A 24,733-nucleotide genomic window follows, 5' to 3' on the forward strand; every position below is an offset into this window, starting at 1 on the left:
GGTCCGATGACTGTCCAAAAGGACGGGATTGATGGCGCAGATCACACTTGGGTACGGGCGTCCCATACGGCGGTAAAGGGGCGCCGACGCGATCGGCGGCAACGCAGTGACCTGCGGTGATTGTGGAACGACAGTCCGCTGACCAGGCGATTTGGATCTCGCTACGAATGTGCGTAACTTTCTTCGGGTCAGAGCGACACGGCGCCGCCCGGGCCGGCCGAGAGGTTGGTGGGGAAGGGAAACCGGTTTTTGCTCTGGCCGCCCCGAAGAATCTGTTGTTGGTTGTGTGATGCGCTGACAGGGGTTTTGTGGGTTGCCAGTCATTCTGGTTCGGACCGCGACGCATGGTTGCGGGCTGGCGATGGTGTCTGGTAGGTTGGAAGAGTTGCCCCGGAGACGGGTGGCGAATCCAATCAGGACCGAAGCTTGCTGGTGAGCGCCTCGTTGGGGGTGGTGCCGGTGGGTGTGTGTTCTTTGAGAACTCGATAGTGTGTTGATGAATTGTCTGATGCCATTTGTTTGGCATCGTGTGTCCAAGTGTTTTTGGATATGAGATGAATTATTTTTTGTGGCACCTGCCCTGTGGGGTGGGTGTTGCTAGTTTTTGTTTGGTCAGGTTTTTGTCTCTCTGGCTGAGATTGTGTTGAAAGTGCTGGTTTGCCGGCATTTTTCGATAGGTTTTCATGGAGAGTTTGATCCTGGCTCAGGACGAACGCTGGCGGCGTGCTTAACACATGCAAGTCGAACGGAAAGGCCCAGCTTGCTGGGTACTCGAGTGGCGAACGGGTGAGTAACACGTGGGTGATCTGCCCCTGACTTTGGGATAAGCCTGGGAAACTGGGTCTAATACCGGATAGGACCCCTGGTTGCATGACTGGGGGTGGAAAGCTTTTGCGGTTGGGGATGGGCCCGCGGCCTATCAGCTTGTTGGTGGGGTAATGGCCTACCAAGGCGACGACGGGTAGCCGACCTGAGAGGGTGATCGGCCACACTGGGACTGAGACACGGCCCAGACTCCTACGGGAGGCAGCAGTGGGGAATATTGCACAATGGGCGCAAGCCTGATGCAGCGACGCCGCGTGAGGGATGACGGCCTTCGGGTTGTAAACCTCTTTCACCAGGGACGAAGCTTTTGTGACGGTACCTGGAGAAGAAGCACCGGCCAACTACGTGCCAGCAGCCGCGGTAATACGTAGGGTGCGAGCGTTGTCCGGAATTACTGGGCGTAAAGAGCTCGTAGGCGGTTTGTCGCGTCGTCTGTGAAATTCTGCAGCTTAACTGCAGGCGTGCAGGCGATACGGGCAGACTTGAGTACTACAGGGGAGACTGGAATTCCTGGTGTAGCGGTGAAATGCGCAGATATCAGGAGGAACACCGGTGGCGAAGGCGGGTCTCTGGGTAGTAACTGACGCTGAGGAGCGAAAGCGTGGGTAGCGAACAGGATTAGATACCCTGGTAGTCCACGCCGTAAACGGTGGGTACTAGGTGTGGGGCTCATTTCACGAGTTCCGTGCCGTAGCTAACGCATTAAGTACCCCGCCTGGGGAGTACGGCCGCAAGGCTAAAACTCAAAGGAATTGACGGGGGCCCGCACAAGCGGCGGAGCATGTGGATTAATTCGATGCAACGCGAAGAACCTTACCTGGGTTTGACATACACCAGACGCGGCTAGAGATAGTCGTTCCCTTGTGGTTGGTGTACAGGTGGTGCATGGCTGTCGTCAGCTCGTGTCGTGAGATGTTGGGTTAAGTCCCGCAACGAGCGCAACCCTTGTCCTGTATTGCCAGCGGGTTATGCCGGGGACTTGCAGGAGACTGCCGGGGTCAACTCGGAGGAAGGTGGGGATGACGTCAAGTCATCATGCCCCTTATGTCCAGGGCTTCACACATGCTACAATGGCCGGTACAGAGGGCTGCGATACCGTGAGGTGGAGCGAATCCCTTAAAGCCGGTCTCAGTTCGGATCGGGGTCTGCAACTCGACCCCGTGAAGTCGGAGTCGCTAGTAATCGCAGATCAGCAACGCTGCGGTGAATACGTTCCCGGGCCTTGTACACACCGCCCGTCACGTCATGAAAGTCGGTAACACCCGAAGCCGGTGGCCTAACCCCTCGTGGGAGGGAGCCGTCGAAGGTGGGATCGGCGATTGGGACGAAGTCGTAACAAGGTAGCCGTACCGGAAGGTGCGGCTGGATCACCTCCTTTCTAAGGAGCAACGTATGGGGGCGCTGCCCCCATAGGCCCCCGGTTGTGGCCGAGTGTGCTGCACGGGGAGCTCGAGGGTGAAACATCAGACTCATCGCTGTGGTGCCGGCTGTCGTGCTGGTATCGGGTGGTGTTCACGTTGGGTGACCGGCGTGATGTCATCAATGCACTATCGGGGTTCTGAGGGAACACACGTTTCTTCTGGGCCGGTCGTTGCGCTGCCGTGTTGATGCTTCCTGTGGTGGGGGGTGGAGTGGTGTGTGGGTGGCTGGTGTGTGTTGTTTGAGAAGTGCATAGTGGATGCGAGCATCTTTATTTTGCAATGCATGACGAATCATTTTTTGGTTTGTGTGTTTTGTTCGAGTTTTTGTTGTTTTTTCTACACTCGTGGGGGGTGTTGTTTGCCTGTGTGTCCCTTGTTGTGGGGGTGCATGGGGGCGGAGCCCCTGTGGGTGTAGGTGTTGTTGTAAGTGTTTTAGGGCGTTCGGTGGATGCCTTGGTACCAGGAGCCGATGAAGGACGTGGTAGGCCGCGATAGTCCTCGGGGAGTTGTCAAACGAGCTGTGATCCGAGGGTGTCCGAATGGGGAAACCCAGCACGAGTGATGTCGTGTTACCACCCAGTGAATGTATAGCTGGTGTGGGGGGAACGTGGGGAAGTGAAACATCTCAGTACCCATAGGAAGAGAAAACAATTGTGATTCCGTGAGTAGTGGCGAGCGAAAGCGGAGGAGGCTAAACCATGCGCATGTGTGACCGGGTAGGGGTTGTGTGTGTGGGGTTGTGGGGTTCATCTTCCCGGATCTACCTGTCTGGGCGTGAGTGATAAAACCAGAGGTTAGGTGAAGTGGCCTGGAATGGTCTGCCGTAGTCGGTGAGAGTCCGGTAGCTGAAAGCCTGTGGTCTTGCGTGATGTTCTCCCAAGTAGCAGCGGGCTCGTGGAATCTGCTGTGAATCTGCCGGGACCACCCGGTAAGCCTGAATACTTCCTGGTGACCGATAGCGGACGAGTACCGTGAGGGAAAGGTGAAAAGTACCCCGGGAGGGGAGTGAAATAGTACCTGAAACCGGACGCTTACAATCCGTCAAAGCCTGTGCACCCTTTGGTGGGTGGTGGGTGATGGCGTGCCTTTTGAAGAATGAGCCTGCGAGTTAGTGCTCGGTGGCGAGGTTAACCCGTGTGGGGTAGCCGTAGCGAAAGCGAGTCTGAATAGGGCGTGGAGTCGCCGGGTCTAGACCCGAAGCGGAGTGATCTACCCATGGCCAGGGTGAAGCGTCGGTAAGACGTCGTGGAGGCCCGAACCCACTTCAGTTGAAAATGGAGGGGATGAGTTGTGGGTAGGGGTGAAAGGCCAATCAAACTCCGTGATAGCTGGTTCTCCCCGAAATGCATTTAGGTGCAGCGTGGTGTGTTTCTTACTGGAGGTAGAGCTACTGGATGGCCGATGGGCCCTACTAGGTTACTGACGTCAGCCAAACTCCGAATGCCGGTAAGTGAGAGCACTGCAGTGAGACTGCGGGCGATAAGGTTCGTAGTCGAGAGGGAAACAGCCCAGATCGCCGGCTAAGGCCCCTAAGCGTGTACTAAGTGGAAAAGGATGTGGGGTCGCGAAGACAACCAGGAGGTTGGCTTAGAAGCAGCCACCCTTGAAAGAGTGCGTAATAGCTCACTGGTCAAGTGATCCTGCGCCGACAATGTAGCGGGGCTCAAGTACACCGCCGAAGCCGCGGCACTCCACCATGACATCCACAGTCGTCTACGGATGGCTGTGTAGTGGGTGGGGTGGGTAGGGGAGCGTCCTGCATCCGTGGAAGCGCCCGTGTGAACGAGGTGTGGAGGGTGTGGGAGTGAGAATGCAGGCATGAGTAGCGAAAGCAGAGTGAGAAACTCTGCCGCCGGATGACCAAGGGTTCCTGGGCCAGGCTATTCCGCCCAGGGTGAGTCGGGACCTAAGGCGAGGCCGACAGGCGTAGTCGATGGACAACGGGTTGATATTCCCGTACCCGTGTATCCGCGTCCATGCTGAATCAACTGTACTAACCATCCAAAACCAGATGGATCACCTTCGGGTGACCGGATGGGGCTGCATGGGACCTTGGTTGGTAGTAGGCAAGCGATGGGGTGACGCAGGAAGGTAGTGGGGCCAGTCAGTGGTTGTACTGGTGTAAGCCTGTAGGACGAACGGTAGGCAAATCCGCCGTTCATGTGTCTGAGAGGTGATGCGTAGCCGTTGCGGTGAATTCCATGATCCTATGCTGCCGAGAAAAGCCTCTAGTGAGTTGGTACACGGCCCGTACCCCAAACCAACACAGGTGGTCAGGTAGAGAATACTAAGGCGATCGAGAGAACTGTGGTTAAGGAACTCGGCAAAATGCCCCCGTAACTTCGGGAGAAGGGGGACCCATCCCGGTGACCGCCCTCGCGGTGTGAGCTGGTGTGGGTCGCAGAGACCAGAGAGAAGCGACTGTTTACTAAAAACACAGGTCCGTGCGAAGTCGTAAGACGATGTATACGGACTGACGCCTGCCCGGTGCTGGAAGGTTAAGAGGACCGGTTAATCCACTTTTGGTGGGTGAAGCTGAGAATTTAAGCCCCAGTAAACGGCGGTGGTAACTATAACCATCCTAAGGTAGCGAAATTCCTTGTCGGGTAAGTTCCGACCTGCACGAATGGCGTAACGACTTCTCTGCTGTCTCAACCACAGACTCGGCGAAATTGCAGTACGAGTAAAGATGCTCGTTACGCGCGGCAGGACGAAAAGACCCCGGGACCTTCACTATAGCTTGGTATTGGTGTTCGGTTCGGTTTGTGTAGGATAGGTGGGAGACTGTGAAGTGGGCACGCCAGTGTTCATGGAGTCGTTGTTGAAATACCACTCTGATCGTATTGGACTTCTAACCTCGGACCCTGATCGGGTTCAGGGACAGTGCCTGGTGGGTAGTTTAACTGGGGCGGTTGCCTCCCAAAATGTAACGGAGGCGCCCAAAGGTTCCCTCAGCCTGGTTGGCAATCAGGTGTTGAGTGTAAGTGCACAAGGGAGCTTGACTGTGAGACGTACATGTCGAGCAGGGACGAAAGTCGGGACTAGTGATCCGGCACCAACGTGTGGAAGTGGTGTCGCTCAACGGATAAAAGGTACCCCGGGGATAACAGGCTGATCTTCCCCAAGAGTCCATATCGACGGGATGGTTTGGCACCTCGATGTCGGCTCGTCGCATCCTGGGGCTGGAGTAGGTCCCAAGGGTTGGGCTGTTCGCCCATTAAAGCGGCACGCGAGCTGGGTTTAGAACGTCGTGAGACAGTTCGGTCTCTATCCGCCGCGCGCGTCTAGAAACTTGAGGAAACCTGTCCCTAGTACGAGAGGACCGGGACGGACGAACCTCTGGTGTGCCAGTTGTCCTACCAAGGGCACTGCTGGTTAGCTACGTTCGGAAGGGATAACCGCTGAAAGCATCTAAGCGGGAAGCCTGTTCCAAGATGAGGTTTCTCACCACCTTCGAGTGGTTAAGGCCCCCTACAGACCATGGGGTTGATAGGCCAGAACTGTACGCCTAGTAATAGGTTCAGGTGACTGGTACTAATCGGCCGAGGACTTACCAACAACACTCAACACCAAAAACAGTGTTAAATAGAGCTCTGCTCGCATCCACTATGCACCTTCTGAAACAACACACGAACAAACAAACCCGTGTGGGTTTCACAATGTTTCGGCGGCCATAGCGGAGGGGAAACGCCCGGTCCCATTCCGAACCCGGAAGCTAAGCCCTCCAGCGCCAATGGTACTGCACCCTAACCAGTGTGGGAGAGTAGGACACCGCCGAACCACACATCACCGAAGGCCCCCAACACCGTTGGGGGCCTTCGGCATACCCGCTATACCCACACCACCCGAAATCACCAACACCACCCTGCAACCGAAGCAAGGTGATGTCGATGATCGGGGGTGTTTGCCGACGGCAGTCGTGTTCGCTCCGGGTGTGCGGGCCCATTCTGCGCCACCATAGTTCGGCAATCCGACCAAAAGCGTGGTTCCGATGTTCTAGCGTTGGCTCGTCAAGAGCACCCGAAATGATCTGTCGAGATGAGGCAGGCCCGCGATGAACGTGCGTGACGTCACCCATCAGCTGCTCCGCGAACTCGGCCTCACGACCGTGTTCGGCAATCCGGGTTCCACTGAAGAGACGTTCCTCAAGAACTTCCCGTCCGATTTCCGGTTCGTCCTGGCGCTGCAAGAGGCCTCAGCCCTGGCGATCGCCGACGGCTACAGCCAGGGCGTCCGGCGCCCGGTCCTGGTGAACGTGCACACCGCGGCCGGCCTGGGAAATGCGATGGGCAACCTGATCACCGCATCGATGAACCGGACCCCGCTGATCGTGACCGCCGGCCAACAGACACGCGAGATGCTGCTGCTCGAACCGTGGCTGACCAACGTGGAACCGGAGTTGCTGCCGAGGCCCTGGGTCAAGTGGGCTTACCAGCCGGTGCGCGCCGAGGACGTGCCGGCGGCGTTCATGCGGGCCTACGCGGCGGCCGTTCAGCCCCCGGCGGGTCCGGTGTTCCTCTCGTTGCCACTCGATGATTGGGAGAAGCCGGCGATCGGGCCGGCGGTGGTGCGCTCGTGCGCCGGCCAGGTGGCGGCCGAGCCCGCGAGACTTCGGGAATTCGCATCGGCCATCGACCGCTCGGAGCGTCCGGTGCTCATCTACGGTGCAGCCGTCGCGCGTGATCAGGCGTGGGATGTCGCGGTGGAGTTGGCCGAGAAGGTCGGCGCACCGGTGTGGGCTGCGCCGGCATCGGAGCGGGCACCGTTTCCCGAAGACCATCCGCTGTACGTGGGTGGTCTGCCGTTCGCGACGGGACCACTCGCCGAACGATTGCGCGGCCACGATCTCGCGGTGATCATCGGGGCCCCGGTCTTCCGCTACTACCCGTACGTACCCGGCCCTTATCTGCCCGACGGTCTGCGTCTCCTGCACATCACCGACGACCCCGGCGAGGCGGCACGCGCTCCGGTCGGCGACAGTCTCGTGTCGAGCGCGGGCGTCGCGATCGAGATGCTCATCGGTGCGCTGAAACGGGGTCGACGCGAGGTGGAGCCGTTGACCCCGCAGGAACATCGGATGGCGCCGCATCCACCGGCGCCCGCGACCGCACACGGCGACGCGATGAGCGCACGGCAACTCTTCCGGACGCTGCGCGGTGCCTGTGCCGCGGACACGGTGGTGGTGGAGGAGTCGCCGTCGAACCTGTCCGACCTCCACGCGGAATGGCCGATCACATCACCGGACTCCTTCTACACCTTTGCCAGTGGGGGCCTGGGGTGGAATCTGCCCGCGAGTGTCGGGATAGCGCTCGCGGAGGCCGACACCGGGCGACATCGCCCGGTGCTGGCCATCGTCGGTGACGGTTCGTTTCAGTATTCGGTGCAGTCGATCTGGACCGCGGCGCAGCACCGGTTGGACATCCTGTTCGTGGTGCCGCGCAACGGGGAGTACGCGATCCTCAAATCGTTCGCCGAGTTGGAGGACACTCCCGGCGTGCCGGGCCTCGACGTACCCGGCATCGACTTCGTCGCCCTGGCCAGGGCGTACGGGTGCCATGGTGTACGAGCGTTGACTCCGGAGGAGGTGGCCGCGGAGGTCTCCGCGGCACGGGATCGGTCCGGGCCGACGCTGCTGGAAGTGCCGATCACCGCCGCCGTCCCGTCGTTGCTCTGATCTGAGCGACGCGGCGTGACGGCCGTGCTGCTGGTGTCGTGCGCGGAGGTCACCCGCGATCGGGTCCGGGTACCACCAACAGCGGCACCGCCAGGACGGTGAGCATCTTGGCGGCGGTGGCGCCCAGAAACAGCCGGCCCGGGGCGGCCAGTCTGCTCGAACCGACCATGATCATGTCACCGTCGTTCCACTCGACGCCGCCGACCGCTTCTTCGATGTTGCGTCCCTGCGCGACGGTGGAGCTGATCTGCGTCTGATCGGGCAGACGTTGGTGCGCGGTCTGCAGCGATGTGTTCGCGAGATCCACCGCACGGGCAACCGCCTCGTCGTCGGTCGTGCGCGCGGCGATGTCATCGTGGGACACGAGAGACAGCAGGCGCAACGGCACGTCGCCGCGAGCGCTGAGTGCGAGTGCGGTGTCGAGCAGGATCTCGGCGCCCGGACGACTGCCGATCGCTGTGGTGATCTCACGAATCCGTTCCGGTCCGGTGTGGCTGAAGCCTCGGGGTGCGAGCGCGACGGGAACCGGTGATGAGTGCAGCAGGTCGTTGACGACCGTCCCGAGGGAGTGCCGTCCGGTGATACCGCCCCCGGACCCCCCGACGACGAGCATGGTCGCGCCGACCCGGTCGATCTCGCCGATCAGGCCGTGGGCGACGTGTTCGTCGACCACGACCTGGATGTCGGCCGCGACATCATCGGGCACCACGTCTTCGGCACCGGCGACCCATTCCTTGGCCGCCTCGTCGAGCGCCTCGGTGAACTCCGCCTCGCTCGTGGTGACATCCGGTGGGTCCGGCGGTATGACGATCGCGATGTCCAGGGAAGCAGCGAAGGTTCGGGCGAGGCAGGCGCCGAAGGCGACAGCGTCCTCCCCGCCGGGCGTGGCGAGGTAGGCGACGAGCAACTTCATCGTGTACTCCGATCGTGGGCCGCGCTGAAATCCTACGGTGCGACCACCGTGCCCCGCAGCGCTGTCGGGCGCATACCCGTCGTGGACCGCGGGGCACGCGACCGATCGAGAGATCAACTGAGGTGATGGACCTCCGGCAGGCCGTACACCGGCGTCGGAATGCCCTCGTAGCGGGCTTTGAGCTGTAGCGCGAGGTACAGCGAGTAGTGCCGCGACTGATGCAGATTGCCGCCGTGGAACCACAGACCGGGCTGCCGGGTGGGCTTCCACATGTTGCGCTGCTCGCCCTCCCAGGGGCCCGGATCCTTGGTGGTCGCCGACCCGAGGCCCCACACCTTGCCGACCCGGTCGGCCACCTCCTGGCCCATCAGGTCGGCGGCCCAGCCGTTCATGGATCCGTATCCGGTCGCGTAGACCACCACGTCGGCGGGGAGTTCGGTTCCGTCGGCGAGGACCACAGAGTGCTCGGTGAGGTGGTCGATCTGGCCGTGTTCGAGCTTGATCGAACCGTCGGCGATCAGTTCGCATGCGCCGACGTCGATGTAGTAGCCGGAGCCGCGACGCAGATACTTCATGAACAGGCCGGAGTCGTCGTCGCCGAAGTCGAGATCGAAGCCGGCGGCCTCGAGGCGAGCGTAGAACTCCTTGTCCCGTTCGCGGATCTGGTCGTAGAGCGGGATCTGGAATTCGTGCATGATCCGGTACGGCAGCGACGCAAAGGTCAGATCGGCCTTCTTGGTGGTCATACCGGAGGCCACCGCTTCCTCGCTGTACAGCGCACCGAGACCGATCTCCATCAGCGAGTCCGACCGCACGATGTGAGTCGACGACCGCTGCACCATGGTCGTGTCGATCCCGTTCTCCACCAGGGCTTTGCAGATGTCATGTGCGGAGTTGTTGGAACCGATCACCACCACCCTCTTGCCCGCGTATCCGTCCGGTCCCGGGTGTTGGCTGGAATGGTGCTGTTCGCCGGCGAAGGTGTCCTGACCGGGGATGGTCGGCACGTTGGCCTTGCCGGACATCCCGGTCGCGAGCACCAGCTGGGTGGGGTGCAGGGTCATCGGTTCGCCGTCGCGGTCGAGTTCGACGGTCCACTGCTGGGCGGCCTCGTCGTACGACGCCGAGGTGCAGGTGGTCTTGCTCCAGTACGGCACCTCCATCACCTTGGTGTAGAACTCCAGCCAGTCGCCGATCTTGTCCTTGGGCGCGAACACCGGCCAGTTGTCCGGAAACGGTAGGTAGGGCAGGTGGTCGTACCAGACCGGGTCGTGCAGGCACAGCGACTTGTACCGCTTGCGCCACTGATCGCCGGGCCGGTCGTGGCGGTCGACGACGATGGACGGAACCCCGAGCTGACGCAGCCGCGCCCCCAGCGCGATACCGCCCTGTCCGCCACCGATCACCAGGACGTAGGGCTCGACGGTCCGGCCCAGCGCGGCCTCTTCGTCGTCGCGCTTCTGCGCCCACGAGCGGCGGTCCGGGTCGGAGCCGTGTACTGCACCCAACACCCGAGTTGGCCCGGCCGGTTCCTCGTGGCCCTTGAGTTCTTGGAGGGTCGTGAGCAGGGTCCACGCCGCGTCTGTTCCAGACGCGTCGTCGGGCTTGATGCGTAGGTGCCCCACACCACGGCCGGTGGCGGTCTCGAATTCGATGAAGGCGGTGACCACCCCGGCCTCGTCGTCGGTCGGTGGCTCGCTGGTCCGGAATGTGTGCGGAGCGGTGTCGTCGAGGCGCGCCTGCAGCATGTCGCCGATCTGCTCGCGACCCTCGACGGTCGTGAGATTCCAGGTGAAGGACACCAGGTCGCGCCAGAAGCTGTCGGTGGCGAACAGGCCGGTCGTACGGGACACGTCGCGCGCGGCGAGTGCGGCCTCGAAGTCGGCGAGCCAGGCGTCGATGCGCTGCTGTGGGTCTGCCGTGGTCCGGGCGGCCGGCGGCTCCAAGGTCTGGGTCATGGGTATCTCTCCTCGGGTGTGTGCTTGTGTGAGCCACAGCACACCTCGGTCCACGCCTCGGGCGAAAGGGTTGCATCGGGTTGCGACCGGGCCGCGGGCGGCTGCAACCCCCTGCAACTCCGGACGACCTTTGCGGCCGCGGTGTGATGCGGAGCACAATCGGGGTGTGTCGACATCAGACGGTCATGCCGGACCAGAGCCCGCAGTGTCTGCGGGCGACGACCCGCGGCACTATGCACACCTGTTGGCGCAGGTCTACGACGCGGCCATGGCGGGCGAGAAGATGCCTGCTCGCCCCCGGTCGGTGATCGGCGAGTCGTGGGACCGGGTTCTGCAGGCCGGCGTCGATCCCGACCTCGGGGCTCTCGACGAGGGTCTCGACATGTCGGAACTGGAAGCCCGACGCCTCGAATCGGGTCTGTCGGTGGTTCTGGACGATCTCACCCGTGGCCTCGACTCGGTGATCGCCGACGGCGACAACATCCTCGTCGTGGCCGATGCCCGGGGACGGGTGCTGTGGCGCAGCGGCGCCCCGCGGGTGCTGCAGCGCGCAGATCGACTGGGTTTCGTGGAGGGCGCCGACTGGGGTGAGAACACCGTGGGCACCAATGCGATCGGCACCGCGCTCATGTCGGGGCGCGCGGTGCAGGTGTTCTCCGCCGAGCATTTCGTGCGCACCCACCATTCGTGGACGTGCGCCGGCGCCCCCATCCACGATCCGCGCAGTGGGGCACTGCTGGGCGTCGTGGATGTCAGCGGTCCGGCGGCGACGATTCACCCGACCACGGTGGCTCTGGTGGATGTCGTCGCGAAGCTCGCGGAGTCGCGTCTGCGCGATCACCACCGTCGTTCACTGGACCAGTTGAGGTCGGTGGCCGCGCCGATGTTGGCCCGCTTCGGCGGCCCGGCGCTGGCGATCGACGACGACGGCTGGGTGGCGGCGCTCGACGGCGTCAGTCCCCGTTCGCGACTGACGCTGCCCAAGCAGACCTCGCCGGGGCGGCTGTGGCTGCACAGTCTGGGGGAGTGTGACATCGAACCACTGCCCGGCGGATGGCTGGTTCGGGTGGCCGACCACCGACGCCCGTCCTCGGCGACCGTCATCGACCTCGACCTCACCGACCCGCATCATCCGCGGGTCGAGGTGTCGGGCGGATCGGGACGATGGACGATGCAGCCATCACCACGCCATGCCGAGATCCTGGCGCTGCTGGCCGGTCACCGCGATGGGCTCAGCGCGGCCGACTTGTCCACGAGACTGTTCGGCGTCGCCGATCGGACCGTCACGGTGCGGGCCGAGATCTCGCGGCTGCGCAAACATCTCGGCGGGATGTTGGCGGCCAATCCCTATCGGTTCGCCGACGGCGTGACCGTGCGGGTGAACCGCGCACTCGCCGACGTTCCGACCGCCTGATCGTCGCTCCTGCTCCACCGCATCGGCCGCGGTTCGCCTACATTCTCAGTGTGGGAACCCCCGTTGACGGATACCTCCGCCACATCATGACCATGTGCGCCGTCGAGCGCTCCGGTGCGGTCGCCGACTACATTCCCGAACTCACCCGAGTGGCGCCGGACGGGTATGGGCTCTCGTTGTGTATGCACGACGGCCATGTCTACTCGCACGGCGACAGCGCGGCCTCGTTCACGATCCAGTCGATCGCCAAGGCACTGACCTACGCGATGGTGCTCACCCGTCTCGGCCCCCGCGAGGTCGACAGGCGAATAGGTGTCGAACCGTCGGGGGAGGCATTCAACGAGATCAGTGTCGACCGGGCCCGCCGACCCAAGAACCCGATGATCAACGCGGGGGCGATCACGGCCGCGTCGCTGCTGTTGCCGCAGGTCCGGGACCTCGACGACGGTGCCGTGGACGCTGCGTTCGACGAACTCGTCGCGTTCTACAGCGCGTGTGCCGGCCGGCGGTTGACGCTCGACGAAGCCGTGTACCGGTCCGAGGCGCGAACCGGTGCGCGCAACCGGGCGATCGCCTACATGCTGGACAGCTTCGGGGGGATGGGCGCCGAGCCGGAGGCCGCGCTGGACCTCTACCTGCGGCAGTGCTCGCTGCGAGTGACCACCGACGACCTCGCGGTGATCGGCTGCACGCTGGCCACCGGTGGGGTCAACCCGCGCACCGGCCGCCAGGTCGTCTCTCCGGAGGTCGCTCAGCGCGTGCTGTCGGTGATGACCACCTGCGGTATGTACGACGGGGCCGGGGACTGGGTCTCGTCGGTGGGGTTGCCGGCCAAGAGTGGCGTGGGTGGCGGGATTCTGGCCATCCTGCCCGGGCAGTTGGGCATCGGGGTCTACTCGCCGCGCCTGGACGCCCACGGCAACAGCGTGCGCGGGATCGAGACCTGTCGTCACCTGTCCACCGATCTCGGCCTGCACATGTTCAATGTCACCCGGGAAAGCCGGGTGACGATGCGCGCCACCTACGACATCGGCGAGTTCGGGGTCGGTGCGGACTGGAGCGAGCGGGAGCGTGGCTACCTGCGGACCTGCCGTGATCGGGTGCGGGTCTACGAACTGCAGGGCGACCTGACGTTCTCCGGTGCCGAGTCGGCGATGCGCCGCCTCGAAGCCGATGCCGATGACTACGACGTCGCGGTCGTCGACATCTCGCGTACCGGGGTCATCGACGCCGTGGCCCGCACCATGGTGCTGACGTTCAAGCACTCACTCGAGGGGCGGGGTCTGAAAGCGATTGTCGTCGACCCCGACGGCGTTCTCCGGGCCAGTGTGGAGCGGCATCGCTACGACCAGATCGTCCCCGATATTGTTGCGCCGGAGGCACTTCGAGGCTTCGATCCGACGTTGCCGCATGTTCACGGCACCATGGAGGATGCCGTGACCGACGCCGAGGCGTTCCAACTGAAGCAACGATATGGGCGCGGTGAGATGTTCGGTGGGGGCTGAGCTGCCCACCGCCGGTGACCGTTAAGCTGACCCCCGTGCGTCTGGTTATCGCGGAGTGCCAAGTGGATTATGTCGGACGATTGACCGCACATCTGCCGATGGCGAAGAGGTTGCTGCTGATCAAGTCCGACGGGTCGGTCAGTGTGCACGCCGACGACCGTGCCTACAAGCCGCTGAACTGGATGAGCCCGCCGTGCTGGATGACCGAGGGGCCGGTCCCCGAGGGCATCGAGGCGCAGGCCTATTGGGTGGTCACCAACAAGACCGGGGAAGAGCTCCGCATCACCATCGCGTCGATCGAACACGACTCGGCGCACGAACTCGGTGTGGATCCGGGCCTGGTGAAGGACGGCGTCGAGGCGCATCTGCAGGAACTGCTGGCCGAGCACGTGGAGACCCTGGGCGTCGGGCACACGTTGATCCGGCGCGAGTACATGACCGCGATCGGTCCGGTGGATCTGCTGTGTCGGAACTCCGAGGGTGCGACGGTGGCGGTCGAGATCAAGCGTCGGGGCGAGATCGACGGTGTCGAGCAGCTCACCCGTTACCTGGAGCTGCTCAACCGGGACCCCATTCTGGCGCCGGTCACCGGCGTCTTCGCCGCTCAGCAGATCAAACCCCAGGCTCGCACACTGGCCGAGGACCGCGGAATTCGCTGCCTGGTCTTGGATTACGACAACCTGCGCGGCGCCGAGAGCACCGAGTTCCGGCTCTTCTGACCGGGCGGTCGAGTCGGGCCGTCGGCCCCCGTCAGCGCGACGCCCCTGGGCTGCCGGAACCGACTGCGGAAGAACTCGACGCAGTGTTCGTGCCGTTGGAGCCCGACCGTTTGATCTGCGACTGCGAGGAGAGGGCGCGGTTGAGCAGTTCCACGTCGTCGTTCTCGGTCAGCTCGGCGAGATCCTGATGCCGTTCGGACAGTTGCACCGGAAGCTTGGCCACCTCGTCGCGCACCCGACCGAGTTGCTCGACGACCTGCTTGCGCGCCCGGTCGGCCTGCGCGGCGAGTTCCCGCGACCGCGCCAGCCGTTCGGTGGCGATCTCCTGCGCGGTGTCCTTCATCCGCTGCGCCTCGTGGCGGGCGCGTTCCCGCTGTGCGGCGAGTTCGGCGTCATGCCGTTCGCGCTCGGACTGTCGGGCACGCGTGCTCTGCAACTCGAGCTCGGCGGCTTCGCCCTTGGCCTTGGTGACGATGCGCCGCGCCTCGTCGTGTGCCGCGGACATCGTCTCCTTGTGCTCGGCCTCCATCGCGGCGGTGCGCTCGGCGATGAGCTGCGCCGCCTCTTCTGCCTCCTCGGCGGACCGGGCCGCCAGCGCGTCGGCGTCCGCGCGGACCTTGCGGGCCCGCTCGTCGGCGTCGGCGATGGTCTTGCGGGCGGCCTCCTGTGCTTCCTCCCGGATGCGTTTCGCGTCGGCCTCGGCGTCGTCGCGGGCCATCGCCGCCTCCTGCCGGGCGATCGAGGTCACCTCGGCAGCCTCGGCCGCGGCGTCCGCGCGGATCTCCGAGGCCTCGTCGGAGGCCAGCTGCAGCATGCGGCCGAGCCGTTCGCTCATCCCCTGCGCGGTGGTCGGCGGCACCGAGAGTTTGTCCACCTCGCGACGCAACTCCTCGATCTCGTCGCGGGCCTCCTCGAGGTGTGCGGCGAGTTCATGGGCGTTGGCCGTCGCGGCGTCGCGGTCGGCCGCGAGCACACGCAGCTCGGCATCCACGCGTTGCAGGTGTTCGGTCACCTGCTCACGGTCGAAACCGCGCATGACGACTGCGAAGGGGACGTTCCGCGGTGCCGGAGCTGACATGCGGCACAGTCTAACTCAGGGGCCCGCGCCGGTGACCTCGGGAATCGGTCAACCGCGCGGTCAGTGAGCGGTGGCGTCGCCCGCGGGTTCGACCAGTTCGAGCAGCACGCCGCCGGCGTCCTTCGGGTGAACGAAGTTGATCCGCGAGTCCGCGGTACCGCGGCGTGGCTGGGGGTACAGCACGCGCACACCCGCCGCGGTGAGGCGTTCGGTGACGGCGTCGACGTCGGTGACCCGCACCGCGAGCTGCTGCAGTCCCGGACCGTTGCGGTCGAGGAATTTCGCGATCGTCGATTCGTCGTTGAGCGGGGCGAGGAGCTGGATCACCGCTCCGCCCGCGGCACTCGCGGACACGGGACCGACCATCGCCTCGACGACCCCCTGTTCGGTGTTCGTCTCCTCGTGGAGCGTCTCGAAGCCGAGGTGGTCGAGATACCACTTCTTGGCCGCCTCGAGATCGGGGACGGCGATCCCGACATGGTCGATGGCGGTGACGAGGTCGGCGATGACGGCGGTCGCCGAGGTGGCGGGGTCTGTTGCTGAGGTGCTCATGTCCTAACGGTAGCGTTGAGGGTAGAAGCTCACAGAGCGGGCGCTCGGTCTGCCTGCTCGGCCGATGTTGGAGGTCCCCACATGTCCACGTCCACCGATCAGTTCTCGACGGTCATCGTCGCGGGGGCGCGGACGCCCTTCGGCCGCCTGCAGGGCTCGCTCAAGGGATTCAGCGCCGTCGATCTCGGCGCCGTCGCCATCGAGGGCGCGTTGGAGCGTTCAGGCGTGCCCGCCTCGGCGGTGGAGTACGTGATCATGGGGCAGGTGCTGACCGCCGGCGCCGGCCAGATGCCGGCGCGCCAGACCGCGGTCAAGGCGGGTATCGGCTGGGACGTGCCGACGCTGACCATCAACAAGATGTGCCTGTCGGGTATCGACGCGATCGCGCTGGCCGATCAGGTGATCCGTGCCGGGGAGTTCGACTGCGTGGTCGCGGGCGGCCAGGAGTCGATGACGCAGGCACCGCATCTGCTGCCGGGCAGCCGCAGCGGTTTCAAGTACGGCAACACCGAACTCGTCGATCACATGGCCTACGACGGCCTGTGGGATGCGTTCACCGACCAGCCGATGGGGGCACTGACCGAGCAGGGCAACGACACCGACGGTTTCACCCGCGCCGAGCAGGACGAATTCGCTGCGGTCAGCCACCAGCGGGCGGCGATCGCCTGGAAGAACGGTGTCTTCGCCGACGAGGTGGTTCCGGTCAGCATCCCGCAGCGCAAGGGCGACCCGATCTCGTTCGCCGAGGACGAGGGTGTGCGCCCCGACACCACCGCGGACTCACTCGGTGGGCTGCGTCCGGCCTTCCGCAAGGACGGCACCATCACCGCCGGCAACTCATCGCAGATCTCCGACGGCGCGGCTGCGGTGATCGTGATGAGCAAGGCGAAGGCCACCGAGCTGGGGGTGACCTGGCTGGCCGAGATCGGTGCGCACGGTGTGGTGGCCGGACCGGACTCCTCACTGCAGGCGCAGCCGGCGAACGCGATCGAGAAGGCGTGTGCGCGCGCCGGGATCGCGCCGGCCGATCTCGACCTCGTCGAGATCAACGAGGCCTTCGCCGCGGTCGGACTCGCCTCGACCAAGCAACTCGGGATCGATCCGGAGATCGTCAACGTCAACGGCGGTGCCATCGCGGTCGGACATCCGATCGGTACATCCGGTGCACGGATCACGCTGCATCTGGCGCTGGAACTGCAGCGTCGTGGCGGTGGCATCGGCGCCGCCGCTCTGTGCGGGGCCGGCGGTCAGGGCGATGCCCTGATCGTGCGGGTGCCCAAGAACTGACGCGAACCGTCGTCCCGCAGGAGACTTCTACTACACCTTGTCGTAGAAGTCTCGGCGGTTCGGCACAATGGAAGCCATGTCGCAATTCTTCGATCTCACCACCCCGGCCAAACGCTTCCGGTTCGTCGCCGTGCTGGAAGCCGTCACCTGGCTGGCCCTGCTGATCGCCATGTTCTTCAAGTGGGTGCTCGGTCACGAGGAGGCGGTCGCGATCCCCGGGATGGTGCACGGGATCGTCTTTGTCGTCTTTGTCCTGGTCTCGCTCATCACGGCCGTACAGCTGCGCTGGAGCTTGACGGTCACCGCGCTGGCGCTCGTGTCCTCCATCCCGCCGTTCGGCACGCTGGTGTTCGAATGGTGGGCGCAGCGCAACGGTCATCTCGCCGAACTGTCCGCAGACCCCGCGCCGCAGCGCGTGGCGGCCTGAGCGCCCGCCGATGATCGTCGCGTTCAGCCTCAGTCCGTCGGGCGGAGACGCCGTGGACGCGGACGGCGGGATGAGCGCAGCGGTCGCCGAGGCCGTCCGCGTGGTGCGTGAGTCCGGGCTACCCCATCAGACCACCGCGATGTTCACCTATCTCGAGGGTGACTGGGATGAGGTGATGGCCGTGGTCAAGCGTGCTGCCGACGCCGTGGCAGCCCATGCACCGCGGGTGGGTCTGGTGCTCAAGGCAGACATCCGGCCCGGTCACTCCGACGAGCTCACCGGCAAGGTGGAGCGCGTCGACCGGCTGTTGGACTGACCCGACCGGCTGCTGGAATGACCCGAGTGGCGGCCTGACACCATGGCGCCATGACGCGTCCCCGAATTGCCGTGGCGACCACCGATCGCCGTGCGCGGGTGGCTGTGGTCGCGGTGTTCGCACTGAACGGCTTCCTCGCCGCGATGTGGGTGGCCCACATTCCGGTGATCGTGGCACGGACCGGTGTGTCCGCCGACCAACTCGGGGCGCTGCTGCTGTTGCTCGGCGGCAGCGCCTTTGTCGGCATGCAACTGTGCGGGCCCATCATCGACCGCTGGGGATCGCGGCCGACCACGGTGCTCGCGGCTGGGCTGCTCTCGCTGGTCATCATCGGTCCCGTCCTCGCCGACGGGCTCGTGTCGCTGGCGCTGGCGCTGGCGGCGTTCGGTTTCGCCAACGGCGCCCTCGACGTGTCGATGAACGCGCAGGCCGTGGCCGTCGAGCGGCGCTATCGGCGCCCGATCATGTCGTCGTTTCACGGATTCTTCTCGGTGGGGAGCCTGCTCGGGTCCGGGATCGTGGCGTTGACCCTCTGGCTCGATGTCGGCGTGATCGCGACGGTGGCGGCATCGGCCGTGTTCGGTCTGTTCGTGGCGCTGGCGGTCTCCCGAGATCTGTTGGTGCCCGGCGTCGACGAGGACGCCGCCACCGCTGCTCCGATCGGTGACCGGCCGAGCCGGTGGTGGCATGCCATCGATCGGCGGCGATTGCTCACCCTGGCCGCCGTGGCGTTCGCGTTGATGCTCGCCGAGGGCACGGCCTACGACTGGAGTGCGCTCCACGTCGTCGAGACGTTCGGGACACCGGAGTCTGTCGGCGCGCTGACCTTCGGTGCATTCAGCGCGGCGATGACCCTGGCCCGGTTCGGCATCGATCCGATCGCGGCCGCGGTGGGCCCGATGGTGGTGGTGCGGGCGGGCGCGCTGATCGGACTCGCTGGGATGACGGTGGCCGTGCTGGCACCCGCCGCCGGCTGGGCGATCGCGGGCTGGACCATTTTCGGCATCGGGCTCGCCGGACTCATCCCGCAGATCTTCACCGCTGCGGGCAACCTCACTCAGGAGGCGAGCGGCCGGGCGATCTCGTTGGTCGTCGGGTGCGGATATCTGGGCATGCTGGCCGGCCCGGCGGTCGTCGGGTTCATCGGCAGCCGCAGCAGTCTGGGCGTCGGCCTGGTCGTGGCGATCGCCGCGCTGGTGTTCGCGGCGTGCGCGGCCGGCGTGGTTCGGCCGAGCGCGGATGCCGCAGATCGGCAATCGCGCGGCATGCCACACTAGAGAGGTGACTCGACCAACGAATCGGCAGCAGGCGGCAGCGGCCGCCCGTCAGCAGGCGGCAGCGGTAGCGATGTCGGGCGCGGTCGACCTGACCGCCCTCAAAGAACGTGCCGACGCGCAGCGGCAACAGGGTTCTCGACCGGCACCGTCGGCACCGCCGGCGGGTCCGGACGGTGCGCCGGCGGGTGCAAGCGGCGCCGGCTCGGGCGGTGGTGTCCTCGACGTCACCGAGGCCACCTTCGAAACCGAGGTGCTCGCGCGGTCTCAGCAGCAACTCGTGCTCGTCGATCTCTGGGCCGATTGGTGCGGACCGTGCAAGCAGCTGTCGCCGGTGCTGGAGAAGCTTGCGGGGCAGGCGCAGGGCGCGTGGGTGCTCGCCAAGATCGACGTCGACGCCAACCCGCGCATCGCGCAGGCCTTCCGTGCGCAGTCCATCCCGATGGTCGTCGCCATCGCCCAGGGACAGCCGGTGGCGGCGTTCAACGGTGTGCGGTCCGAGGCGGAGATCTCGCAGTGGGTGGGGGAGATTCTCTCGCAGCTCGCCGACGTGTTGCCCGGGGCGGCCCCGGCCGATGCCGAACCCGAGCAGGACGACCCCCGAATGGTGGCCGCCGAGGAGAAACTCAACGGTGGAGACTTCGCGGGCGCGCTGGCCGACTACCGGGCCATCGCCGAGGCCGAGCCGCAGAACGTGGAAGCCGCATCGGCCGCCAGCAACCTCGAATTCGTCCTGCGCGCGCAGGCCCACGATCCGGCCATCGTCGACACCGCCGCACCTGCCGACGTGGACGCCCAACTCGCGGCGGCCGATGTCTTGCTCCTCGGGCAGCAGCCCGAGGCGGCGTTCGACCGCATCATCAACGTGGTGAAGACCAGCGCCGGCGACGACCGCACCCGGGCGCGTACCCGACTGCTCGAACTGTTCGAGCTGTTCGACCCGGCCGAACCGTTCGTCGTGGCCGCGCGCCGCAAGCTGGCCACCGCGCTCTACTGACCGCTCGTCCGACCCCGCCCGTCGACTGGGCGCTGTTTCGCGTCGACTGGGGCCGACGGTCTATCCCCGGACGACGGGGTTCGGGGGTGGCTGCTCAGGGCTGGTCGGCGGGGGCGAGGAAAACCGCCGAGTTGGCGGGAATCGTCACCTGCGCCGACGTCTCGCGGCCGTGCCAGCCCGGGCCGTCGGCGACGACACTGCCGAGGTTGCCCTTGCCGGCTCCGCTGTAGGCGACCGAATCGGTGTTGAGGACCTCGTTCCAGGTACCCGAGCGGGGCAACCCGACGCGGTGATCGGCGCGCTCGCTGCCGGAGAAGTTGAACAGGCACGCCATTACCGATCCGTCCCGGCCGAACCGCAAGAAGCTGATCACGTTGTTGGCGGTGTCGTTGGCGTCAATCCACTCGTAGCCGTTGGGTGTGGTGTCCTGACTGTAGAGAGCCGGGCTGCTGCGATAGACCCGGTTCAGGTCGGTGACCAGGGCCGAGATGCCTGCGTGCAGTTCGCCTTCCCACCCCTCCATCTGGAACCAGTCGAGGCTGCGGTTGTCGGCCCACTCGCCGGTCTGACCGAACTCCTGACCCATGAACAGCAACTGCTTGCCGGGATGCGCCCACATATAGGCCAACAGCACGCGGACGCCACACGCCTTGGTGAACGAGTCGCCCGGCATCCGGCTCCACAGGGTGCCCTTGCCGTGCACCACCTCGTCGTGCGAGATGGGCAGCACGAAATTCTCACTCCATGCATACATCAGCGAGAACGTGATCTCGTGGTGGTGGAAGCTGCGATGCACCTGGTCGCGACCGAGGTAACCGAGCGTGTCGTGCATCCACCCCATGTTCCACTTGAACGTGAATCCCAGTCCGCCGAGATTGGTCATCTGGGTCACGCCAGGCCACGCGGTGGACTCCTCGGCGACGGTGACGGCACCCGGAAAATGCTTGTGCACCGTCGCGTTGGTCTCCTGCAGGAACTGTACGGCCTCGAGATTCTCGCGGCCGCCGTAGATGTTGGGACGCCACTGACCGGCCGGTCGGGAGTAGTCGAGATACAGCATCGAGGCCACCGCATCCACGCGCAGTCCATCGATGTGGAACTGGTCGAACCAGTACAGGGCGTTGGCGACCAGGAAGTTGCGCACCTCGCGGCGGCCGAAGTTGAAGACGTAGGTGCCCCAGTCCAGTTGCTCACCGCGCATGGGATCGCCGTCTTCGTACAACGCGGTGCCGTCGAAGCGGGCCAGTGCCCAGTCGTCCTTCGGGAAGTGGGCCGGCACCCAGTCGACGATCACACCGATCCCCAGCGAATGCAGATGGTCGATGAGGAACCGCAGGTCGTCTGGCGAGCCGAAACGCGCCGTCGGCGCAAAGTAGGAGGTGACCTGGTAGCCCCAGGATCCCCCGAAGGGGTGCTCGGCGACCGGCAGGAACTCGACGTGGGTGAATCCCTTCTCGACGAGGTAGTCGCCGAGTTCATGGGCCAGTTCCCGATACGACAGACCCGCACGCCACGAGGCGATGTGCACCTCGTACACGCTCATCGGTTCGGCCGCGACGTCGGCGGCTTCGCGTCGGGCGATCCAGTCGTCATCGGTCCAGGTGAACGAGGACTCGCTGACCACCGAGACCGTCGAGGGCGGGGGCAACGTCTGCCGGGCCATCGGGTCGGCCTTCTCGCGGATGATCCCGTCCGCGCCGTGGATGCGGAACTTGTACCGCGTGCCGGCGGCGACATCCGGGAGGAACACCTCCCAGACGCCGCTGCTGCCGATCATCCGCATGGGTGCCTGACGTCCGGTCCAGTTGTCGAAATCGCCGATCACCGCGACGCCGTGGGCGTTGGGTGCCCACACCGCGAAGGCGGTGCCGCGCACCTCGCCATCCGGCGTCGTGTAGGAGACGATCCGAGCGCCGAGGATGTCCCACAGCGATTCGTGACGCCCTTCGGAGAACAGGTGGACGTCGATGTCTCCCAGACTCGGCAGGAACCGGTAGCCGTCGGCGACGACGTACTCGTCGGTGCCACCGCCCGCATTGGGGTATGTCACCCGCAGTCGGTAATCGATCAGGCCGGCGAACGGCACCGCGACGACCCAGAGGTCGTCACTCTGCCGCGCCATCGGGTGATCGACGCCGCCGATCACCGCGACGACGGCCACCGCATCGGGCCGCAGAGTCCGCAGAATGGTCCATCCTCCCGACGCCTCGTGCGCGCCCAGGAAGGCGTGCGGGTCGGGATGGGTCAGGCTGAACAGTCGGCGCAGATCGTGGTCGGAGGCCGATGGTTCGGGGCGGGGGCCGTTGTCGGTTCTGGTCACGTCAACCTCACTGCATCCGGTAGGCGAGTCGTCGGGCGGCGGCTGCGTCCAGGGGCGGCAGCGCCAGAATGTGCGCCACTGCATGCCAGGGTTCCAGCGCGACGTAATTGGCCTGTCCCCAATGGAACTCCTGACCGGATACCTCGTCGATGACGGTGAACCGGTCCTGCCATTCGAAGCCGAGGGCCGGCATGTCCAGCCAGACCGTCGAGCTCTCGGTCCCGAAGGGGTTGAGGTTGATCACCACGATGACCCGGTCACCGCTGACCGGATCGAACTTCGAATAGGCGATGAGTGCCGGATTGTCGATGTGATGGAACGTGATGTGGCGCAGTTGCTGCAACGCGGGATGCCGACGCCGGATCTCGTTGAGGCTGGTGATCCACGGATCCAGTGATTCGCCACGACTGGTGGCGGCCTTGTGATCGCGCGGACGCAACTCGTACTTCTCCGAGTGCAGGTACTCTTCGCTGCCCTCGGCGACGGCCACGTGTTCGTAGAGTTCGTAGCCGCTGTAGACACCCCAGGTCGGGGCCATCGTCGCCGCCAGCGCCGCGCGCAGTGCGAACATCCCCGGCCCGCCGTGCTGCAGGCTGGCGTGCAGGATGTCGGGAGTGTTGACGAACAGGTTCGGCCGGGCCTCGTCCGCATGGCCGGCGATCTCGCGGCCGAATTGTTCGAGCTCCCACTTCTCGGTCTTCCAGGTGAAGTAGGTGTAGGACTGCGTGAACCCGATGCGGGCCAACCCGTACAGGCGCGCGGGACGGGTGAACGCCTCGGAGAGGAACAACACATCCGGGTCGCGCTTCTTCACCTCGGTGATCAGCCATTCCCAGAAGTTGGGTGGTTTCGTGTGCGGGTTGTCGACCCGGAAGATCTTGACGCCCATGGCCACCCAGCCCTGCACCATCGTCAGCACCGCGCGGTAGAGACCGTTGCGGTCGTTGTCGAAGTTCAGCGGATAGATGTCCTGGTACTTCTTGGGCGGGTTCTCCGCGTACGCGATCGTCCCGTCGGGCTGGGTGGTGAACCACTCGGGGTGTTCGCGGGCCCACGGGTGGTCGGGGGCGCACTGCAGCGCCAGATCGATGGCCACCTCCAACCCCAGTTCGCCGGCCCGCGCGATGAAGTACGCGAAGTCCTCCCGCGAACCGAGCTCGGGATGGATGGCGTCGTGTCCGCCCTCGTCGGAACCGATCGCCCACGGCGAGCCGACGTCGTCGGGGCCCGCGACGAGCGTGTTGTTGGGGCCCTTGCGGTTGACCTTGCCGATCGGGTGGATCGGTGGGAGGTAGACGATGTCGAATCCCATCCCGGCGATACGTGGCAGGTCGTGGACGGCGGTGAGGAACGTGCCGTGTACGGGGTTGCCCTCGTGGTCCCACCCGCCGGTCGACCGCGGGAAGAACTCGTACCAGGAACCGAACAGCGCCCGACGTCGATCAACCCACACCCGGTAGGACCGGGACTTGGTCACCAGTTCGCGGACCGGATACGTGGTCAGCAGCTCGGCCACCTCGTCGGAGACCGCCAGATTGATCCGGTTCTCCACCCGGCGGCGGCGGGCGCGCAGTTGTTCGATGGCGTCATCGAGGATCTCGAGAGCATCGACGGGCACCACGTCTCGGCCGGCGGTGAGGATCTGCGCGCCGGTCTCGAGGTCGTTGGCGAGATCGCCGACGCCCTGACCGGCGTCGACCTTCTTGAGCACCCCGGATCGCCACGTCGCATACGGGTCGCTCCAGGCCTCGATCCGGAACACCCAGTACCCGACGGCGTCGGGGACGAAGGCCGCGTTGAACACATCGGGTTCGGTCGCCGGTTCCATCCGCACATCCAGGCGGCGTTGGTCGGGACCGTCGATGTGCACGGTCACGCCGATCGCGTCATGACCTTCCCGCCACGCTGTGGTGGATATCGGGATCAGCTCACCGACAACAGCTTTCGCCGGTACCTGCCCGGCGGACACCAGAGGCGCGATATCGTCGATCCCCATCCGCCCGATCACCGGCGGCCTCCTCTCATCCAACCCCTGACATGACCCATGTGCGGC

Annotated in this window: 15 protein-coding genes and 3 rRNA genes; 12 read left to right on the forward strand and 6 right to left on the reverse strand. The window is 65.0% G+C overall.

What is annotated here, in order from left to right; translation table 11 throughout:
* Positions 1 to 680: 680 nt before the first annotated feature.
* The 4 genes from NWF22_RS19750 (at position 681) to mdlC (ending at position 7,920) form a co-directional block, all read left to right on the forward strand.
* Positions 681 to 2,203: ribosomal RNA gene (locus NWF22_RS19750) — 16S ribosomal RNA — on the forward strand.
* Between the two features lie 464 nt (positions 2,204 to 2,667).
* A 23S ribosomal RNA gene (locus NWF22_RS19755) occupies positions 2,668 to 5,804 on the forward strand.
* Between the two features lie 105 nt (positions 5,805 to 5,909).
* A 5S ribosomal RNA gene (gene rrf / locus NWF22_RS19760) occupies positions 5,910 to 6,026 on the forward strand.
* Together the 16S, 23S and 5S rRNA genes form the textbook arrangement of a ribosomal RNA operon.
* Positions 6,027 to 6,300: 274 nt before the next feature.
* Positions 6,301 to 7,920 carry a benzoylformate decarboxylase gene (gene mdlC, locus NWF22_RS19765; RefSeq protein ID WP_160902762.1) on the forward strand — a complete coding sequence of 540 codons (1,620 nt, stop codon included), beginning with the start codon at positions 6,301 to 6,303 and terminating at the stop codon, positions 7,918 to 7,920.
* Between the two features lie 49 nt (positions 7,921 to 7,969).
* Here mdlC and NWF22_RS19770 read toward each other — a convergent pair whose 3' ends face one another.
* Positions 7,970 to 8,833: a universal stress protein gene (locus NWF22_RS19770; RefSeq protein ID WP_160902761.1), complete on the reverse strand. Its 864-nt coding sequence runs from the start codon at positions 8,831 to 8,833 to the stop codon at positions 7,970 to 7,972.
* Between the two features lie 113 nt (positions 8,834 to 8,946).
* On the reverse strand, positions 8,947 to 10,791 hold the full coding sequence (locus tag NWF22_RS19775; protein WP_160902760.1) for a flavin-containing monooxygenase: 1,845 nt from the start codon (positions 10,789 to 10,791) through the stop codon (positions 8,947 to 8,949).
* Between the two features lie 166 nt (positions 10,792 to 10,957).
* Here NWF22_RS19775 and NWF22_RS19780 point away from each other — a divergent pair, with 166 nt between their 5' ends.
* From NWF22_RS19780 to nucS, 3 genes are read left to right on the forward strand one after another with little or no spacing between them, the layout of a single operon-like run.
* Positions 10,958 to 12,205: a helix-turn-helix domain-containing protein gene (locus NWF22_RS19780; protein WP_160902759.1), complete on the forward strand. Its 1,248-nt coding sequence runs from the start codon at positions 10,958 to 10,960 to the stop codon at positions 12,203 to 12,205.
* Between the two features lie 50 nt (positions 12,206 to 12,255).
* On the forward strand, positions 12,256 to 13,710 hold the full coding sequence (glsA, locus tag NWF22_RS19785) for a glutaminase A (RefSeq protein WP_258321217.1): 1,455 nt from the start codon (positions 12,256 to 12,258) through the stop codon (positions 13,708 to 13,710).
* Positions 13,711 to 13,745: 35 nt separating this feature from the next.
* Entirely contained in the window at positions 13,746 to 14,429 is a 684-nt protein-coding gene (gene nucS / locus NWF22_RS19790) for an endonuclease NucS (protein WP_160902758.1), read from the forward strand.
* Between the two features lie 31 nt (positions 14,430 to 14,460).
* Here nucS and NWF22_RS19795 read toward each other — a convergent pair whose 3' ends face one another.
* Positions 14,461 to 15,507, reverse strand: coding sequence for a coiled-coil domain-containing protein (locus tag NWF22_RS19795; protein ID WP_233751185.1), 1,047 nt, complete (start codon positions 15,505 to 15,507; stop codon positions 14,461 to 14,463).
* A gap of 60 nt (positions 15,508 to 15,567) precedes the next feature.
* Positions 15,568 to 16,059, reverse strand: a complete 492-nt coding sequence (gene mce / locus NWF22_RS19800) for a methylmalonyl-CoA epimerase (RefSeq protein WP_160902757.1) — start codon at positions 16,057 to 16,059, stop codon at positions 15,568 to 15,570.
* Positions 16,060 to 16,140: 81 nt separating this feature from the next.
* Here mce and NWF22_RS19805 point away from each other — a divergent pair, with 81 nt between their 5' ends.
* The 5 genes from NWF22_RS19805 (at position 16,141) to NWF22_RS19825 (ending at position 20,360) form a co-directional block, all read left to right on the forward strand.
* A complete protein-coding gene (locus tag NWF22_RS19805; RefSeq protein ID WP_160902756.1) occupies positions 16,141 to 17,346 on the forward strand; it encodes an acetyl-CoA C-acetyltransferase in 1,206 nt (401 codons plus the stop codon).
* Between the two features lie 67 nt (positions 17,347 to 17,413).
* Complete coding sequence (locus NWF22_RS19810; protein ID WP_160902755.1) at positions 17,414 to 17,773, forward strand: DUF3817 domain-containing protein; 360 nt, start codon at positions 17,414 to 17,416, stop codon at positions 17,771 to 17,773.
* A 10-nt stretch (positions 17,774 to 17,783) separates the two neighbouring features.
* Positions 17,784 to 18,089 carry a thiamine-binding protein gene (locus tag NWF22_RS19815; RefSeq protein ID WP_160902754.1) on the forward strand — a complete coding sequence of 102 codons (306 nt, stop codon included), beginning with the start codon at positions 17,784 to 17,786 and terminating at the stop codon, positions 18,087 to 18,089.
* Between the two features lie 50 nt (positions 18,090 to 18,139).
* Positions 18,140 to 19,366: an MFS transporter gene (locus tag NWF22_RS19820; protein WP_160902753.1), complete on the forward strand. Its 1,227-nt coding sequence runs from the start codon at positions 18,140 to 18,142 to the stop codon at positions 19,364 to 19,366.
* Positions 19,367 to 19,370: 4 nt separating this feature from the next.
* Positions 19,371 to 20,360 (forward strand): tetratricopeptide repeat protein, encoded by a 990-nt coding sequence (locus NWF22_RS19825; protein WP_258321218.1) that lies wholly within the window; start codon positions 19,371 to 19,373, stop codon positions 20,358 to 20,360.
* A 94-nt stretch (positions 20,361 to 20,454) separates the two neighbouring features.
* On the opposite strand, the gene glgB is transcribed toward NWF22_RS19825, so the two are convergent.
* Positions 20,455 to 22,764, reverse strand: a complete 2,310-nt coding sequence (gene glgB / locus NWF22_RS19830) for a 1,4-alpha-glucan branching protein GlgB (protein WP_160902751.1) — start codon at positions 22,762 to 22,764, stop codon at positions 20,455 to 20,457.
* Positions 22,688 to 24,688, reverse strand: a complete 2,001-nt coding sequence (locus NWF22_RS19835) for an alpha-1,4-glucan--maltose-1-phosphate maltosyltransferase (protein WP_160902750.1) — start codon at positions 24,686 to 24,688, stop codon at positions 22,688 to 22,690. Before NWF22_RS19835 ends, glgB begins: the two co-directional genes overlap by 77 nt.
* Between the last annotated feature and the right edge of the window lie 45 nt (positions 24,689 to 24,733).

It is taken from the genome of Gordonia mangrovi, assembly GCF_024734075.1.
Taxonomy (GTDB): Bacteria; Actinomycetota; Actinomycetes; order Mycobacteriales; family Mycobacteriaceae; genus Gordonia; species Gordonia mangrovi.